Origin of the sequence: Mycobacterium sp. Aquia_213 (assembly GCF_026625985.1) — a bacterium.
Lineage (GTDB): Bacteria > Actinomycetota > Actinomycetes > Mycobacteriales > Mycobacteriaceae > Mycobacterium.
The window spans coordinates 2,057,723-2,075,169 of sequence record NZ_CP113116.1; the positions used below are offsets into that span (position 1 = coordinate 2,057,723).

15 protein-coding genes are annotated in these 17,447 nt (G+C 62.0%); 8 read left to right on the plus strand and 7 right to left on the minus strand.

What is annotated here, in order from left to right; translation table 11 throughout:
• Nucleotides 1-584 precede the first annotated feature (584 nt).
• Both LMQ14_RS09640 and LMQ14_RS09645 read left to right on the plus strand, forming a co-directional pair.
• Complete coding sequence (locus tag LMQ14_RS09640; RefSeq protein WP_267734516.1) at nt 585-1,130, plus strand: MmpS family transport accessory protein; 546 nt, start codon at nt 585-587, stop codon at nt 1,128-1,130.
• Nucleotides 1,127-4,063, plus strand: a complete 2,937-nt coding sequence (locus LMQ14_RS09645) for an RND family transporter (protein ID WP_267734517.1) — start codon at nt 1,127-1,129, stop codon at nt 4,061-4,063. Before LMQ14_RS09640 ends, LMQ14_RS09645 begins: the two co-directional genes overlap by 4 nt.
• Nucleotides 4,064-4,079: 16 nt before the next feature.
• Here LMQ14_RS09645 and LMQ14_RS09650 read toward each other — a convergent pair whose 3' ends face one another.
• Complete coding sequence (locus LMQ14_RS09650) at nt 4,080-5,048, minus strand: zinc-dependent alcohol dehydrogenase family protein (protein ID WP_267734518.1); 969 nt, start codon at nt 5,046-5,048, stop codon at nt 4,080-4,082.
• 230 nt (nt 5,049-5,278) lie between these two features.
• Here LMQ14_RS09650 and LMQ14_RS09655 point away from each other — a divergent pair, with 230 nt between their 5' ends.
• Complete coding sequence (locus LMQ14_RS09655; RefSeq protein WP_267734519.1) at nt 5,279-6,484, plus strand: cytochrome P450; 1,206 nt, start codon at nt 5,279-5,281, stop codon at nt 6,482-6,484.
• On the opposite strand, the gene LMQ14_RS09660 is transcribed toward LMQ14_RS09655, so the two are convergent.
• Nucleotides 6,468-7,013, minus strand: coding sequence for a nuclear transport factor 2 family protein (locus LMQ14_RS09660; RefSeq protein WP_267734520.1), 546 nt, complete (start codon nt 7,011-7,013; stop codon nt 6,468-6,470). The two genes, LMQ14_RS09655 and LMQ14_RS09660, sit on opposite strands and share 17 nt — an antisense overlap.
• A 74-nt stretch (nt 7,014-7,087) precedes the next feature.
• Between LMQ14_RS09660 and LMQ14_RS09665 the strand changes: the two genes are divergently transcribed.
• Both LMQ14_RS09665 and LMQ14_RS09670 read left to right on the plus strand, forming a co-directional pair.
• Nucleotides 7,088-7,750 carry a TetR/AcrR family transcriptional regulator gene (locus LMQ14_RS09665; RefSeq protein ID WP_267734521.1) on the plus strand — a complete coding sequence of 221 codons (663 nt, stop codon included), beginning with the start codon at nt 7,088-7,090 and terminating at the stop codon, nt 7,748-7,750.
• 82 nt (nt 7,751-7,832) lie between these two features.
• Nucleotides 7,833-9,284, plus strand: coding sequence for an aldehyde dehydrogenase family protein (locus LMQ14_RS09670; protein WP_267734522.1), 1,452 nt, complete (start codon nt 7,833-7,835; stop codon nt 9,282-9,284).
• Nucleotides 9,285-9,365: 81 nt separating this feature from the next.
• Here LMQ14_RS09670 and LMQ14_RS09675 read toward each other — a convergent pair whose 3' ends face one another.
• Both LMQ14_RS09675 and LMQ14_RS09680 read right to left on the minus strand, forming a co-directional pair.
• The gene (locus LMQ14_RS09675; protein WP_267734523.1) at nt 9,366-9,677 is read right to left on the minus strand and encodes an ESX-1 secretion-associated protein; all 312 of its coding nucleotides are present in this window, start codon (nt 9,675-9,677) and stop codon (nt 9,366-9,368) included.
• A gap of 70 nt (nt 9,678-9,747) precedes the next feature.
• Nucleotides 9,748-10,989, minus strand: coding sequence for an EspA/EspE family type VII secretion system effector (locus LMQ14_RS09680; RefSeq protein ID WP_267734524.1), 1,242 nt, complete (start codon nt 10,987-10,989; stop codon nt 9,748-9,750).
• 293 nt (nt 10,990-11,282) lie between these two features.
• Between LMQ14_RS09680 and LMQ14_RS09685 the strand changes: the two genes are divergently transcribed.
• The gene (locus tag LMQ14_RS09685) at nt 11,283-12,596 is read left to right on the plus strand and encodes an NtaA/DmoA family FMN-dependent monooxygenase (protein WP_267734525.1); all 1,314 of its coding nucleotides are present in this window, start codon (nt 11,283-11,285) and stop codon (nt 12,594-12,596) included.
• A gap of 18 nt (nt 12,597-12,614) precedes the next feature.
• On the opposite strand, the gene LMQ14_RS09690 is transcribed toward LMQ14_RS09685, so the two are convergent.
• On the minus strand, nt 12,615-13,544 hold the full coding sequence (locus LMQ14_RS09690; protein ID WP_267734526.1) for a class I SAM-dependent methyltransferase: 930 nt from the start codon (nt 13,542-13,544) through the stop codon (nt 12,615-12,617).
• A gap of 388 nt (nt 13,545-13,932) precedes the next feature.
• Between LMQ14_RS09690 and LMQ14_RS09695 the strand changes: the two genes are divergently transcribed.
• Nucleotides 13,933-14,583: an HAD-IA family hydrolase gene (locus LMQ14_RS09695; protein ID WP_267734527.1), complete on the plus strand. Its 651-nt coding sequence runs from the start codon at nt 13,933-13,935 to the stop codon at nt 14,581-14,583.
• A gap of 38 nt (nt 14,584-14,621) precedes the next feature.
• On the opposite strand, the gene LMQ14_RS09700 is transcribed toward LMQ14_RS09695, so the two are convergent.
• Together LMQ14_RS09700 and LMQ14_RS09705 are read right to left on the minus strand one after the other, a co-directional pair.
• Nucleotides 14,622-15,782: a sensor histidine kinase gene (locus LMQ14_RS09700; RefSeq protein WP_267734528.1), complete on the minus strand. Its 1,161-nt coding sequence runs from the start codon at nt 15,780-15,782 to the stop codon at nt 14,622-14,624.
• A gap of 197 nt (nt 15,783-15,979) precedes the next feature.
• Nucleotides 15,980-16,456, minus strand: coding sequence for a hypothetical protein (locus LMQ14_RS09705; protein WP_267734529.1), 477 nt, complete (start codon nt 16,454-16,456; stop codon nt 15,980-15,982).
• 140 nt (nt 16,457-16,596) lie between these two features.
• Here LMQ14_RS09705 and LMQ14_RS09710 point away from each other — a divergent pair, with 140 nt between their 5' ends.
• Nucleotides 16,597-17,127, plus strand: a complete 531-nt coding sequence (locus LMQ14_RS09710; protein ID WP_324291134.1) for a hypothetical protein — start codon at nt 16,597-16,599, stop codon at nt 17,125-17,127.
• Nucleotides 17,128-17,447 lie beyond the last annotated feature (320 nt).

Genomic DNA, 17,447 nt, shown 5'->3' on the forward strand with positions numbered 1-17,447 from the left:
ATAGTCGTCTCTCAGGCGACCGTTGCTCTGGGCCTCGCTGCGCGGCGACGACGGATGGCGCCGTCATAGTTTGCACCGGCCCGACCAGACTGGGCGCTGCGGTGACGGCTCTACTCATCTTTTTACAGATAGTGATCGCGAAACACCGGGAATGAACCGGATGCAACAGCGCAATCACTCTGCGAAAGCAGTTGTGTGACAACGCATAGCGCGGTTTTACCGGAACTCGTATCTGCTGGCTGCAATTCGTTAGTCGCGGGTTCGAGCCCGGCCTGCTCCACCAAGCGTGTGTATGACTTCGGTTGATGCGTGGCATTTTGTGTTCAGGTAGACAATGCCGGCTACGGGCGCCGGCGGTGATCCGGGCGTAACGACCTGTTCCCTCACAGCGAGACCGTGTCGCCTCATCAGAGTGCCTAGGGCTGCGGCCACGCCTTGATGAACTGACATGGGGAGTGTCTGAGTTCGCGGATGGCTCGGCTCGGGATGTGAAACCGGACCATCTCGATGTAGGTTAGAGTGCCTAAGCTTACCTCTAAAGCTAATTAGTTGAGCAGCCTTCTCCCCTGGTTAGGAAAGCGCACATGACGACCACCGAGCCGCGGAAAGAGTCGCGGGCTTCTACGGTGCCCCCAAGCAGCGCGGAAAAACCCGTTCCAGCGCGCGCCAGAAAGCAGGGCCTGTTCAGCCGGTTCTGGCTGGTGCTCACGATCGTGGCTGTCGTCGCCCTGTCGGGTTTCATGGTCCACCGACTGCACGGAATCTTCGGCGTTCACGCGGGATCGTTCGGTGGAGGCGTAAACGGTGACGTCCTCGACCAGTTCAACGCCAAGACCATCACGCTCGAGGTCTGGGGCTCGCCGGGCAGCACCGCGACCATCAACTACCTCGACGAGAACTCCCATCCGCAGCAGGCCCTCAACGTCCCCTTGCCCTGGAGCACAGTGTTGAAGTCAACGAAGCCCGGCATCCCGGCGAACCTGGTAGCCCAGGGAGACGGGAGTTGGATCGCCTGCCATTTCGTCGTGGACAACCACGACGGGCGCGGTGCGGTGATCAAGGGTGCTAATCAATCGCCCGCCAACGAAAACGTCAATGCCATGACCTACTGCCTGGACAAGTCCGCATGAGCGAGGCCACCGAGGCTGTGCCGCCGCCGCGCGTTGATCAGCCGCTGATCCCGCCGTTCCTGCCACGGATGATCCATCGGCTTGCGTTGCCGATCGTCCTGATCTGGTTGGGCATCGTCTTCGTCACCAACACTATTTCCCCGCAGCTCGAGGTCGTTTCCAAGCGCCAATCGGTGTCGCAGAGTCCCAAGGACGCGGTGTCGTTCCAGTCGATGATGCACGTCGGAAAAACGTTCAACGAGTTCAGCACCGACAGTTCGGCGATGATCCTGCTGGAGGGCGACAAGCCACTGGGGGCCGAGGCGCACCGCTACTACGACGAGATCGTCAAGCGACTCGAGCAAGACAAGAAACACGTTCAGCACATCCAGGATTTCTGGAGTGATCCGCTGACCGCCGCGGGATCCCAGAGCCACGACCAGAAGGCCGCGTACGTCCAGGTCTACCTCGACGGCAACATGGGGAGCGCCAAGTCCGGCGAATCCACGGAGGCCGTCCGCAAGATCGTCGACTCGGTGCCCGCGCCGCCCGGAATCAAGGCCTACGTCACCGGGGCAGGTCCGCTATTTGCCGACCAGTCGCACGCGGGTGAGAAAGGCGTTGCGAAGGTCACCATGGTCACCTTCCTCGTGATTATCGTGATGCTGCTGTACGTCTATCGGTCGGTGGTCACCATGCTGATCATGCTGGTCATGGTCTTCATCGAATTGGCCGCCGCCCGCGGCGTCGTCGCGACGCTCGGAAACTACGGCATCATGGGGCTTTCGACGTTCGCCAACAACATGCTCGTGCTGATGGCGATCGCGGCCGGAACGGACTACGCGATCTTTGTGGTAGGCCGATATCACGAGGCCCGCGGTCTCGGCGAAGACCGCGTAAAAGCCTTCTACACGATGTTCCACAGCACGGCGCACGTCGTCTTGGGATCGGGGCTCACCATCGCCGGCGCGATGTACTGCCTGAGCTTCTGCCGGTTGCCCTATTTTTCGTCACTCGGCATACCCTGCGCCGTCGGCATGCTGGTCGCGGTCCTCGCGGCCTTGACTCTGGCACCGGCGGTCCTGACCGTGGCGTCGTTCTTCAAGCTGATGGACCCGAAGCGACAGCTGCAGACCCGGGGCTGGCGACGCATCGGCACGGCCGTCGTCCGCTGGCCCGCGCCGGTTCTCGCGGTGACCATCGCCGCCGCATTGGTCGGCCTGCTCACTCTGCCCGGCTACAAGACGGACTACGACACCCGCCACTTCCTGCCGTCAGACACCCCGGCGAATATCGGTTATGCGGCTGCCGACCGGCACTTCAACCAGGCTCGGCTCAATCCTGAGCTGTTGATGATCGAGACGGATCATGACCTGCGTAACCCGGCCGACTTCATCATCCTGGACAAGGTCGCCAAGGCGGTCTTCCACATCCCCGGTATCGGCCGGGTCCAGACCATCACCCGGCCGTTGGGCACCCCGCTCGACCACAGCACCCTCGGTTTTCAGATGGGCGCACAAGCCGCGGGCCGGCTCCAGACCCAGCACTATCAGGAAGAGCAGGCGAGCAACCTGCTGACCCAGGCGGACGAGCTCAAGAAAACGATGGCATTGCTGCATGAGCAGATGCAGACCACGCAGGACCTCAGCAACACCACACACGAAACCACCAAGCTCACCAAAGAAACGGTGAAAATCACCGAGAAGTTGCGCGACGACATCGCCAACTTCGACGACTTCCTCCGGCCGATCCGTAGCTACTTCTACTGGGAGAAGCACTGTTACGACATCCCGGCCTGCTGGGCAATCCGGTCGGTCTTCAACGCGCTCGACGGCATCGATCAGGTGGCCGAGAACATCGTGAACCTCAGCGCGAATCTGGACAAGCTGGACCAGATTCAGCCCAAACTCGTAGCACTGATACCGCCGCAGATCGAGAGTCAGCAGCACAACCTCGACACCATCATGTCGAACTATGCGACCACCAAGGGTCTCAACGACCAGGCGAAAGCGCAGGCCGACAACGCCACCGCGCAGGGCGATGCCTTCGACAAATCAAAGAACGACGACACGTTCTACCTTCCGCCAGAGGCGTTCAAGAGCCCGGATTTCGCGCGGGGTCTCAAACAGTTCATATCGCCGGACGGGCACGCTGTCCGGTTGATCATCTCGCATGAAGGCGACCCTGCGACCCCTGAAGGCGTCAGCCACATCGAGCCGATCAAGCAGGCCGTGCACGAGTCGATCAAGGGCACACCCTGGGAGGGCGCCAACGTCTACCTCGGTGGTACCGCTGCGACGTACAAAGACATGCACGACGGTTCCAACATCGACCTGTTGATCGCCGGAATTGCCGCGGCCACACTGATTTTCGTCATCATGTTGGTGATCACCCGAAGCGTCGTTGCGGCCTGCGTGATCGTGGGCACGGTGTTGCTGTCGCTGGGCGCCTCGTTCGGCCTCTCCGTACTCCTATGGCAGTACATCCTGGGGATCAAGTTGCACTGGATGGTGCTGGCGATGGCGGTCATCCTGCTGCTGGCTGTCGGCTCGGACTACAACCTGCTGCTGATATCGCGGTTCAAGGAGGAAATTCACGCCGGGCTCAAGACGGGGACCATCCGCGCGATGGCCGGTTCGGGCTCGGTGGTGACCGCCGCCGGTCTGGTGTTCGCCGCCACCATGGCCACGTTCGCCTTCAGCCCGCTGCGAGTGATGGCCCAGGTGGGTACGACGATCGCGCTGGGTCTGTTGTTCGACACCTTGATCGTGCGGTCGTTCATGACACCGTCGCTGGCCACCTTGCTCGGTCGCTGGTTCTGGTGGCCGCAGCACGTGCGGCCACGGCCGGCCAGCACCATGCTGCGACCGTACGGACCGCGTCCCGCCGTGCGCGCGCTGATCGATCACGACCTTGACGACGTCCCACCGGGCGGACTGGTCACAAAGCGCTGAAAGCTAGGTCGAAAACCTATCGGCTGGCCACGTTCAGCAGGATCTTGCCGCCACGGAAGAGATGTTGCACCGCGTCCTGGATATGGTCCAGGGGGTACACGGCCGCCACGGGGACGACGAGGGCGCCGTCGGCCACCAGCGGTGCCGCCTCACGAATGACGGGCACCACCTTCTCGCGGTAGTCGAAGTCGCCGACAAAGAATCCGCGGACGGTGAGGTGCTTGCCGACCAGTGTCGAGGTGTCGACCCACATGGGTTCGTCCCTGGCCCAGGAATAGCTGACCAACCATCCACCGTCGGAAAGCAATTCGAGCAGCCGCGCCACCCCCGGACCACCGACGGCTTCTACTGCCAGCGCCACTCGCGCGTCGCCGATCACTGCTCGAACCTCGCCGACCGCATCGGGATCGTCGACGTGAACCACGTCGGCCCCGGCTGCCGTGAGCTCGGCGAACGTTGTGTCGTCGCGGGCCAGGTTGATCGTCTTAAGTCCACGACGTTTGGCCAGTGCAATCAACGACCGTCCCACACCGGAGTTCGCGGCGTTCTGCACCACCCAGTCACCGGGCTGCAGGGGGGTGCATTCACTGAGCATCAACCCTGCCGTCGGGGGGTTGCTGCCCAGCATCGAGTACTGCTCGATGTTGCCGCCGGCGGGGAGTGCGAACAGGCCGTCGGCGGGCACGACGAGCCGCTCACGCCACGCACCGGAGTACAGGGGCAGCACGACCTGATCGCCGACTTGAAGTCCATCGACCTCGGCTCCGGTGGCGAGCACGCGGGCGACGCCCTCGGCTCCTGGTATGTGGGGCAGGGGCGGTCGCGCCAGCATGCCGGTGACAACCAGTAGGTCGTGTTTGTTCAACGGCGAAATTTCGACGCTCAGCAGAACCTCATGCGGACCCGGTGGCGGCGGCTCCTCGACGTCGACGACGCGAAGCACCTGCGCGGGGTCGCCGAACTGTTCAATCTGAATGGCGCGCATATTAATTCCTCTCCATTGAGGACTGGGCCGCCGGGTGAGCCTGCCTAACGGATACGCTCTATTACCCCCTGGAAGCTGTCAACCTAGTGAGGCAGCGGTGTGAGGACAATCAACGAGATCAAACACGTGTCTTTGACCGGGTGTCCAAGCTGTAGTGCACCGACCCACTATGAGACTTGTGCGCGGCCATAACCTTTCCGGCTAGGCAGTGCGTGGTAGATGATGTGCCGATGGCCACCTCGACGGTTGCGTTCGACCCGTTCTCTGCCGAGTTCTTCAACGACCCGTATCCGATCTACCGGCGGCTGCGTGACGAGGCGCCGGTGTTCCGCAGCGAGGATCTCGACTTTTACGCCTTGAGTCGACATGTTGACGTCGCTGCGGCATTCAAGGATTTCGAGAACTTCTCGTCGGCCAGGGGAGTCACTTTGGACCAAGTCGCGACTGGCGAAGTGGTCAAGGATCCGTTGGTCCAATTCATGGATCCGCCGTCGCATCGGCGGATGCGCGGTCTGGTCAACAAGGTTTTCACCCCGCGAGCCATGGCGGCGCAGGAGGCAATCGTCCGCGCCACGATCGACCGGTATTTCTCCCGCCTTGATCTTGACGCGTTCGACGTGGTTGCCGACTTCTCCGCGTATTTCCCGGTCGAGGTGATCACCACAATGCTCGGTGTGCCGGAAGAGGACCGCCAATCCGTCAGGCACTTCCAAGATTTGGTGATGGCGCGTGAACCGGGCGCAACGACCATGAGTGAGGCGGGCAAAAAAGCGGTAGAGGAAAACGGCCTGCTGTACTACAACCTCATTCAGCAACGGCGCGCTGAACCGCGCGATGACATGATCAGCGCCCTGATCGCCGTCGAAGTGGAACGCGACGACGGCACCACCACGAAACTCGATGACGTTGAGATCGTTGGCTTTTGCATGCTGCTGGGCGGTGCGGGAGCAGAAACGGTGACCAAGTTGATTGGCAGCGCGATGGTGTTGTTTTCCAAGCACCGAGACCAATGGGAACAACTTCGCGCCGACCGCGCCAAGATCCCGGATGCAGTCGAGGAGGTGCTGCGCTTTGATGGCCCGGTGCAGTACGACTGCCGCTACAGCCTCAAAGAGGTGCAGCTGCATGGTGTCACGATTCCGTCCCACAAGACGGTCATGCTTCTTCCGGCGTCGGCGAATCGCGACGGACGGGCCTTTACCGATCCCGACACCTTCGATATCAATCGGGACCGTGCCGAGGCGCAGAACCTCGGATTTGGCTATGGCATTCACAGCTGTCTTGGCGCGGCGTTGGCGCGGATGGAAAGCAAGATCGCTTTCGACCACTTGCTTGACCTGTTGCCGTGGTTTGAAGTCCCCACGGACCAGCTCCGGCGCGTCGCCATGACTAATGTCAACGGTTACGCCAACGTGCCGATTAGGGCATCCCGATAAGTCGCAGGCCTTTCAGCACGGCGTACGACGGATCGGTGCGGTCGCGGATGGCGTCGCGGCTCGCCATCTCGGTGACTTCTCGGACTTCGTCGAAGTCGAACAAAGTCAGACGTTTGTCGATGCGCCACAAGCGATCCCGGCGCGACCACTCGTCGAGGTAGCGGCCCCAGACCCGGATCTGCATGACTTTGCCGTCCTGCATCAATCGCGTCGCGGAATGGAAGTAGGTTTCGCTGCCCGCGTGGTCGCCGTCGAGCGTGATGATGCTGTTGCTGACCTGGTGCGAATGGTTGAGGGTCAGTAGATGCGAGGCGCAGATGAAATCGATGACGCCGCGTCCGTCGCCCTGGTAAAGCGACTCCCCGTAATTCGCGGTCGCGTCCTCGTGAAATACTGAGTGCCCCAACGGAATATCGAGCCGATCCACCGCGCGGCAATAGCGGTAGATCTGCTCTGTGATCGCCTGCCGGTCGAGCAGGGCCCGCACCTCGGCCGCATCGATCGTCGTTTGTTGCCCCGTTTCGACCATGCGGCACCCTAACACTCAGAAGTTGCACGCCAATGGGCCCGAAGCGGGTGCGCGGGTTGACTTACGATGCACGAATGGACGAGGGCGTGGATTCGTCGCGCCGCCGGTATGACAGTCCGGTTCGGCGGCTTCGCGCGGCGGCGAGCCGTGAGCGAATTATCGCCGGGGCGGCCGAGTTGGCTCGCGAGCTGCCCAGTTGGGATTGGGGAAGCTTGACGATCCAGGCGGTGGCGGATCAGGCCGGCGTCAGTCGACGGACGGTTTACCGGCACTTCGCCTCCGAGGCGCTACTGCACGGTGCCTTAGCGGATCGGCTCATGGAGGAGGCGGGTGTGAGTTATGAGGGGCTCACACTCGACGATCTGCCCGAGGTGACCGGTCGGGTGTTCTCCGCTGTAGCGAAGTTTGCCGCGACGCCGTGGGCCGTGGTGCCGGCGGCGTTCCCCGCGCTCGACGCGGACCGTTTGGATGCGATCAGGTCAGCGGTGGACTCCGAAGTATCGGATTGGGCTGACGCCGATCGCGCGATGGCGGCAGCTGCCCTCGACGTTATCTGGAGCGTCGCCTCACACGAGATCCTGCTCAGAGACTGGAAGCTGCCTCCCGCCGACGCTGTGCGAGTGCAACGCTGGCTGCACAAATTGATCGCCGAAGCGCTCTGCGCCGGAGAGACACCGCTGCAGCCAAGCGGTCGCAAAGTGCACGGACGCCGTACGTCGAAAAGAACCGATTCTTGACGAACCGAAACAATTCGCGACACACTTGTGTCGTCATATTGCAGAATGACGTGACTCGCCTGCGGTCGGCGTGCCAGGTCGGATGGGAAAAGCCTTGAGACGCTTGCTTATTGACGGACAGCTCGTGGATCCGGGTCGGCATTACCCCTCGGTCAACCCAGCAACCGGAAGCGTCATCGAAGAAGCCCCCGACGCGACGATCGAGCACGTCGAGAGCGCGATCCGGGCGGCGCGGCATGCGTTCGACGAGACCGACTGGTCCACGAATGTGGCCAAGCGGGTCAGCTGTTTGCGTCAACTCCACGACGCGCTTCAGCGCCACCACGAGGATTTCGCCCAGTTGACGATTGCCGAGTGCGGGCACACACCGATGCTGGTCGGCGGGCCGGCCCTCGACGACCCGATTTCCCTGCTCACCTACTATGCCGACCTGGCTGAGCAGTTTGCCTTCACCGAGGACTTCGGGCTGCACGAGTCCCGGGGAGCGATGCATCGCCGCTTGGTCGAACGGGAGCCCGCGGGAGTGGTTGCCGCGATCGTCGCCTACAACTACCCGATGCAGTTGGCACTCGCCAAGATCGCCCCGGCGCTAGCGGCGGGTTGCACGGTGGTCCTCAAGGGTGCGCCGCAGACTCCCCTTCTCGCGGTTGCGCTCGGAGAACTCATTGCCGCCGAAACAGACATCCCGGCCGGCGTGGTCAACGTGATCGCATCGTCGGAGGTTGCCGTCGGAGAGCTGCTGACCACTCACCCAGACGTTGACATGATCAGCTTCACCGGCTCGACGCCCGTCGGCCGCCGGATCATGGAGGCGGCCAGCCCGACCGTGAAACGAGTGTTCCTGGAACTGGGCGGAAAATCCGCCCTGATCCTGCTCGACGACGCCGACATCGAAATGCCCACGCTCGTCGCGGCGTTCAGCATCTGCTCGCACGCCGGGCAGGGGTGCGCGATCACGTCCCGGCTGCTGGTACCCAGCTCCCGTCACGACGAGATCGTCGAGAAGGTCGTCGCCCACCTGTCGAACGTCAAGGTGGGCAACCCGGCCGAACCTGGCACGTACATGGGTCCCCTCATCAGCCAAGCTCAGCGGGATAAAGTCGACGGCGTCGTCAAGCGTGCGGTCGAAGCCGGCGCAAAGGTAGCAATCGGCGGTCATCCGATCGACGGACCGGGGTTCTTCTACGCTCCGACATTGCTCACCCATGTCGACCCGGACAGCGAAGTCGCGCAGGACGAATTGTTCGGGCCGGTGCTCGTGGTGATCCCATTCAGCGATGACGACGACGCGGTCCGGATCGCCAACAACTCCATCTTCGGTCTCTCCGGAGGCGTCTATGGCGCCGACACCGAGCGTGCGATGTCGGTGGCGCGGCGAATAAGGACTGGGACTGTCGGCGTCAACGGCGGAGTGTGGTTCGCTCCGGACGCGCCGTTCGGCGGATACAAGCAGTCGGGCATCGGCAGGGAGATGGGCGTGGCTGGACTCTCCGAGTTCCTCGAGACGAAGACCATCGCGGTACCCGCCGGCTGACTTCGCCGCCAGAGTGCACCTGGCCATTTTGCCTGCCGCATAGGGAAACCGCCCGACCGGCGGTGAGCGGACCGGACATGATCAGCCATGCAGGATCTTGTCGAGGTTCTCGGCCGCCCGCGTGTCGGTGGCCGCATACGCGCCTTCGGCGGTATGCAGCTTGGCGTCGAAGTTGGTGGCGACCCTTTTCATTTCTGCACCCAACGCGCGGCGCGCACTCTCAGCCTTGACCACCGCGATATTGAACGCGAAGCTGGCTACGCCGTGGCTCACCCAGACCGAGGTTTTGGCCTCGGTGGCCACCGAGGCCGCGGCTCCGATCTGTTCGGCAGTCTTGTTCTGCTGTTCCGCCAGTATGTCTAGGTAGCCTGCTGTGACGGCTAGATCATTCATGATGAATCTCCTCAAGTAAATGTTGTATGGCCTTGTCCCGCTACGACTTCGACGTCGCCGGCGGGCTTCATCAGAAGCGTTCTCTGCGCCCGTTGAGATGGCTGGCGGTGACCTCAATGGGTGTCCGTCCGGCGCCCTGGGTGCCATCAGCCGGCCCGGCGCCGCCGGTTTCGGTAGAGTCGTCCTCTGCTGCACGGCCCGGTTCCTTCTGGCCCTGCCTGCCCACCGGGTTGAGCGTCTGCCTGGGAGGCTGGTTGGCAATGCCTATAGGCGGCAACGGATTCGCGGCTTGCCCGCCGTATTGCGTCTGCGAAGCGAACCCGGGTATGGGAAACACCGGGGCCGGTGTGTTCCCAGTGGGACCCCACCAAGCTGGCGGCGCACCACTCGGGTCCGCGAGCAATGAGTTTTGCTCCGGCGAAACAGCTTCGGGGGCCGAGCGAGCCAACGTGGCAATCGTGGGCATACCCGACATCTCAGACACGGCGCTGCCGAAGGCCGGTAAACCAGAAGCGGTGGACTCCACCGCTGCGGGTCCTTCGGTCTGAGTGAATGTCGTTCCCGTGACGCCCGCTCCCGTGCGCAGAGCGTCATATTGGGTGGTCAAACCGTCTACCTTGCTTGCATTTTCGATCTGGAAACCGCTCAAGGTGCCAAGCAGGCCCAGGGTGGCGACGGTCCCAGTCGCCGCAGCGCCTGTTGCGAATGAATACGCCGCCGCAGCGCCGCCCGGCACAGCCAGCAGGGCGAGTTCAAAGCGGTAAGCCGCGCAAAGGAAAATCTTCAATAATCCGAGGCTCAAGCGTATGTGGGTGACGATGTCGGCTTCGCTTTTTATGATGTCGGCCAATTGTTGGTCCAGCGCGGCAACTTGCTGCGCGAGAGTCTGTAGTGCCGCATCCTGGTCGGCATAGGCTTGCGCCGCCGAACCCTGCCACCTGTCATCCGGAAGGGCCGAATTCAGCTGTTCAGAGGCTCTGATGAACATGCTCGAACCGGTCTTGAAGTCATCGCCCTCGTAAGGGGGGCCGAATCCAGTCATAAGCTCCACGACCTCAACCAAGTTGAGAGTCAGGAGGATAACGTCGGGGCCCGCATCGACCCTCACGCCGTTGTTGAATTGGGGCACAGCTGGTCTCGTGACCGTTCGGTGCAGTGAGGCCGCGGCCGTAAGCAGGTCACCGGCCAAACTGGCCCCACTCGCGACCGAATATTCTTCGCTGACCGACTTGTTGCGATCGAGGGCAAAATTTGCGCCCGCGCCGCCCAAAGCCATGAGGGCTCTGGCGGCGTCTAGAACTACCAGCGACATCTAGGTTTCCTTCCGTTCCGCTCGAGGCTGCCTACGGCGTGCGGCTATGACGCGAAAAGGCTTGCTAATGGCCCTCAAAAAGATCTTGGTGCCCAGCTAGGGGCGGTTTGGCGAGTCGCTAGTCGCCGACTATGGATCCGAGATCTTGCGGCGTTCCCACCACGAAGGACTATTTCGACCCCAGACCACGTTGCCCCATCAGAATGCCTAGGGCTGCGGTCACGTCTTGCTCGACTGACATCGCGAACCCCGCCTCCCTCGCAAGCATTCACGGGCACGAAGGAGTCGAACTTATGAGCACGCGGCCTCTGCACTTCAACGCTTTCATCTGGCCGAACGGCTATCACGAGGCGGCGTGGCGCGTCGTCGACGGCGACGTGCGCAACGTCTTGGGCCTGTCCTACTACACGGATATCGCGCGGATCGCTGAACGCGGATTGATGGACTCAATCTTCTTGGCCGACAACATCGCCATCGCCGAATATCGTGCGACGTATCTGCCTCAGACGCAGTTCGACCCGATAGCGGTGCTCTCGGCGCAGGCGGCGGTCACCGACCGCATCGGGCTGATCGGGACGGGCTCGACGACCTACAGCAAGCCGTGGGAGCTGGCTCGCCGATTCGCGACGCTGGATCATCTCAGTGGGGGGCGCGCCGGCTGGAACATCGTCACCACCGTCACACCGCTGGCCGCGGCCGCGTTCGGCGAACGGTTCCATCCCGAGCACGCCGACCGCTACGCGCAGGCCCACGAATTCGTCGAGGCCGTCACCCACGTCTGGGACAGCTGGGAGGACGACGCGGTCATCGGTGACCGCGAACGCGGCGTCTGGGCGGACCGCGCCAAGATTCACGCGCCGCGCTTCCACGGCAAGTACTACGACGTCGAGGGCGTGCAGCCATTTCCGCGCAGTCCGCAGGGGCACCCGGTGCTGGTTCAGGCAGGACAATCGGCGGCAGGCGTCGGACTGGCCGCGCGATACGCCGAGGTGGTCTTCTCCGGGCCGCCCTCACTCGAGGCGGCGGTCGCTTTCCGGGCCAACCTTCACGAACAGGCCGCGGCCATCGGCCGAAAGCCCGATCAGGTGCTGGTGCTGCCCGCGTTGATGATCACGCTTGGCGGTACCGAGGCCGAAGCCCGGGCGCGCGCACAGCGCCTCGAAGACCTGGAGAATCCAGAGTTTCGGTGGCAGAACACCCTTTACACGGCGGGGCTTGACCCGGACGGCTTCGACCCCGACGCTCCGCTGCCGGCCGAACTCTGGGCCGAGCGGTCGGCGCCGTCAAGCCGGGCCGAGCAGCTCTTTGCGGCCTCGCGTGCGCGGCCCGAGGCGTCGTTACGTGAGATCTCGCGGGAAGTGACGGGCGGCCTGGCGGGGCAGACTCATTTCATCGGCACGCCGGAGCAGCTGGCCGACCACGTGATCGCGTGGCAGGACGCGGGCGCGGTCGACGGGTTCACAATCATGGGATCGACGCTCCCGCATGAGCTCACGACGTTCGTCGATCATGTCGTGCCTATCCTGCAGCGCCGTGGCCGATTCCGCACCGAGTACGCCGGGCCCACATTGCGCGATCACCTTGGGCTTGAGCGGCCAGCCAAATAGCCGCTTCCCTCAGGTTCTCTATTGCAATTCCTCGCGATCAACGACGAAGCGAACCTGGCAGCTTTTGTGAATATTGCCCGGGCGAAAGCCTACGATGTCTGTATCTACAACACGGAAGCCAAGGCTGTTAAATATCGAATGCCACTCGCTAACACACTTGAATTGGCAGCCGAAATTCATATCGACAATGCCTTGAGCAACGGCATTGCCAAAGAAGTCGACAAGCACTAGTACCCGAAATTGATCGCGTTCACTCAATTGATTAAATTCGGCCAGCTCGATCTGTCCGCCTGCAGTCCCGAGGAGCGTCGCGGGAACGGCGTAAGTGTCTTCCTCGATAATCAGCCGCCGTGCAACGCGCCGCAAATTAATTAACAGCGGGATAAGATCGGGTTCATCAACGTGATGGAGCACGGTTTTGACGATCGCACTGTCGAACATGTCGTCCGCATAGGGGACATCAACAGGCGAAGTCATCTGCCGAAACGGCAGCTGACCAGCTTCCGCGCCACGGTAGTCCATGACATCCGTGGTGTAGCAGTCAAAGCCGGCGTTGGCGATCAGCGCAGCTAAATGACCGCGGCCGCAGCCGAAGTCGAGCACGGTGCTACCGCTAATGGCGTCTGCGAGATTATTGAAGTCCTGTATCGGCTTACGCTGTGACTTATATGCCGAGTAGCCCTCGCTGAACCATGACCCGTTTCCTTCGGATGTGAAGAATTGTTCGTGCACCTCTTTACTTACTTGATAGAGTTCACGCCCATCGCCAGCTGACAGCAAATGCTTGCACGCATCCTCCAGGAGCCCACTTACATCGCTGGCGTGTTCAGAAAAGTGGGATTTATAACTCTTTTCCAGCACTGATATCGTAAAGTCCAGTGCCGCCGTTTCATGCTGCAAAGTCTCGTAAATGAAGTCGTATTGAGCTCGTTTGGTGGCTGTTGACACCAATAATCCTTTCGTCGCCCACGCTGCAATTGCCTGACGCAGCGTCGTTGGGTGGCGCCAGGCAGGGGCCGAAGCAGTTGATTGAATGCATGATATCAGGACGGTGCAAATGGAAGATCTTGGGTCCAAGTAGTTGTATTTACTTTCCTGCACCTTTACAAAAGTGTGTGACCCGCGTAATAGCAACTATGACCAACCTCACAATGGGTCGCATCTTTTTACTCAACGCTCATTAGAAGAGTCCGTTTGACGTGCGGTTTTCACCACAAACGACCCGAGCGGTCCGTTGATGCCGGCCCGAACATTGCCGACCACCATCGCCCAGGGCAAACCGGGGCCGCTCGCAGCCGCCAGGCACGGGCCCCCATCGCCATTAGGGTTGCGGGCTATGGCGGTGCTGCACGGCAAGAGGATCTTGTTCGACATCGATGGCACCTTGGTTGACTCAACCGCCACAGTCGAGCGGTCCTGGGGTACCTGGGCCCAGGAATACGGCGTCGACTATGAAGAGGTGCTCAAGGTCTGTCATGGCAGGCGAACCGAAGACACTGTCGCGCACTTCGTCGCACCCCAGCAGCGAGTCGCAGCGACGGCTCGGCTACTTGCCCTGCAAGAGTCTGCCGATCTCGACGGTGTCGTCGCGCTACCGGGAGCACGCCGACTCCTCGATGCCCTGCCGGCTAGTCATTGGGCCGTGGTCACCTCCGGTCCGCGCTCATTGATGGCTGCTCGATTGGCGGCAGCGCGGCTGCCGGCCCCGCAGTTGCTGATCGGCGCAGAAGACGTATCAGTCGGCAAGCCCGACCCCGAGAGCTACCTCAAGGCGGCTGCCGCGCTGGGCTTCGAGGCGCAGGAGTGCCTGGTGGTGGAGGATGCGCCCGCGGGCGTCGGTGCCGGCCGAGCCGCAGGGGCGCAGGTACTAGCCGTCACGACCACTCACCTGGCGGCCGAACTGGCCGACGCCGACGTCGTCGTAACCGACCTATCGTGCGTCAGCGTCGAAGTCACTGGAAGTGGTGTCGCCTTGCTGATCGCCTAAAGCGATTGTTGAATTCGCCTTTTCGAACCGTAGGACGATCAGGCGGCAGTGAGATGACGTGCCGTCCCTAACGGGATGGAGATGGCGAGTTCAGTTCCAGGGGAGGTCGAGCGCACGTCGAACTGTCCGCCGGACGCGAGTACCCTCGCCCGCATCGATGTCATTCCAATATGACCTTCGTCAGCCTTTTGCGCGATGGCCGCCGCTGAGATGCCCACTCCGTTGTCGGCAACACGCAGCGAGGCCAACCCGTCGCAGTGTTGTAACTCGATCCAAATATTTTGCGCCCGCGCATGTTTGACGACATTCGTCGATGCCTCACGCGCAGCGTTGTACAGCACGTCATCGGCCTCGGTGCGCAGGCCATCGGGCCAACTGCCCGCGTCGAAATCTACGGTGAGTCCTGCGCGGGAACCAAGGCTATCGGCGAGAGCGGAGATCGCTGACTTCAATCCCATCCGCACCAGCACGTCTGGATGCAGCTCACGGACTACGTCGCGCAGCAGCCCCGAACATTCGGCGAGCGCGGATGCCACGCGGTCCGCCGCATCGGCCGAGCCTTCTCGCACATCCTCGATGTCTTGGCGCGCAACCAAGATGTACTGGAGGGCGCCATCGTGCAGACGTTCCGAGATAGCCTGCCGCTCATGTTTTTCCACTTCCAGCAACTCTTCCAACAGCTGGCTCCGTTGCCGTGCCAAGTCCGCGATCATTTCCACTCTGGACCGCTGGATGAATGACAGGACAACCGATCCACCGGCCAGCGCGGCCAAGACGAATGAACTCAGCAGGATCGACGCCCACGGCTCCTGGTTGGCCGACCTAGTGATCCAGCACGTCAGAACGAATACGGATACGGTCGGGATCGCCACCGCCCCACTGATCTTGGGATCCAGCTGCGCAGCCGCGATCAATGGAATCAGGAAGAAGCCATTCCTCATCACGTCTGATGTCCAGTCCTGCGGGGACGTCACGCCGGCGAGTATCGACAGGACAGAGACCATCGTGACGTCGGCGGTCAGCACGAGCAGTGGCACCAGGGTCCGGGTGGATGTCGTCGTGGGCGCCCCACGTCGCAGCGCCCACTTACTCCAGAATCCGAGGATGGCCACGTACACCAGCGGGATGCTCACGCAGACCCACTCGTAGTGGTCCGGCGGCTCCAAAAACAACGTCGCAACGACCAAGACGATCAGCACCGCGCGCAATCCAAACTGCAGCAGAGTTCCCAGCCACAACGTCCGCCGGACGTCCGGTACAACCTGTTGCGATCGCAATTCGACCCCACGCTGGCGATCTATAGACATCGGCGGCTCCTATCGTCTCGCGATGGCGAGATCATAGCCACCGATTTCCAGCAGGAATGGACGTTCGCGGTGGTGCCAACGCCTCCTCCTCAGGCTGTGCGCGGCCAGAATCGGTATGCCACCAGCATCGGCACGATCACCCAGGGGAGGTTGAGCGGCAGGTAGGTCGCCAGGTGTGAGGGACTGTCAGGGCCGAGGAATGTCTGCATCAAGTAGAAGTACATGTTCACCAAGGCACTGACGGCGTAGGCCATGGCCACTGCAGGTAGCCAAGGCCACGACTTGAGCTTCCAGACGCCGATGGTGAGCACCACGAGCAGCGGAAGTTGCACGAAACCGTCGTACAAGAGCGAGGCCCGCAGGGCGGGCGGCATGACGAGGTGCTGCGGTTCTTGCTCGACACCCCAGGTGTGTAAGGCACGCAAAGGTGGCCATGGGCTGTCAGTCGCGACAGGAACTCCAAGGGCTTCCGGCAGACTCAACACGAGCGCGTTGATGATGCCGAGCACGAAGGCTGGGAGCAGGAGGTAGTCGATCCGACGCCGGACAAGGGTGCGGGAGTTCATCGTGAAGCCTCGCGCTGCATCTGCTCATCTTGCATGACACTCGATTGGTTCGAGTATCAACAGCGCCGGTGGCAGCATTAGCGCTGGAGCAAACCGCTGCTGGTGTTCGAATGACAGGAGGCAAACGCCAAGTGACCACACTGATTTCCTTGCGGGCAACGCTTGCGACATTGCTGGCGATAACTGCGTGCGCCACCGCGCCCCACGGCAACGCCGACCCGACACCCGAGCAGTCGCCGTTCCCGACCGGAAAAGCCGGTTCCACCATTCATGTCACGGAGTACAGCACCGCGACCGCCGACATCACGCTCAACAACGCCAACTGGGTCTCGCCCTGCTCCGGCAATGGGGGTTGCAACGTCATCGAACTCACCATCGTCGGTAAATCCGACGCGCCGTTCACCTACAGCCAGACCTCCATCACCGCCGCCGCTACGCCGTGGCGACAAGACCCGTACCGGGATATCCAGGGCGGCTCATCCATCATCGACTACCAGCAGATCAACAAGACGCCGCCGCTGCACTCGGGCACCGTCGCCAATGGCCAAACCACCCACGGATTCATCGCTTACGACGGCAATGTGAAGCAGGGCGACGTCTACATCGAGTTCAACGACCCCAATGCTCCGGCGGCACCCACCCCGTTGGCGGGCTGGAAAGTTCACACCTAGACCCGCTGACTCTTAGACGAGTTAAGCAGTCTTCCAAGAGGATTGGCGACAGCGGTCCCGCAGTCGCGCCGCGCGGCTTATTGAGCCGAATCGAGTAGTCCACTACTCGTGCCCATCACCAATCCAAACCCAATACTTGACTCGGTTGGACCTGTATGGGTCCGGCTTTCCGCCCCCGCAGGAGGAGGTGGCTGCGAGCCAGGTAGTTGGTCTACGTCGTGCAACAAGCGCCGGTCGACCACGAGAAGCAACCATGCCTCTCATCGGTCGCGGATTCCGCTGCGCACCATAGCCTTCGGCGCATGGGACGTGCTTGGACC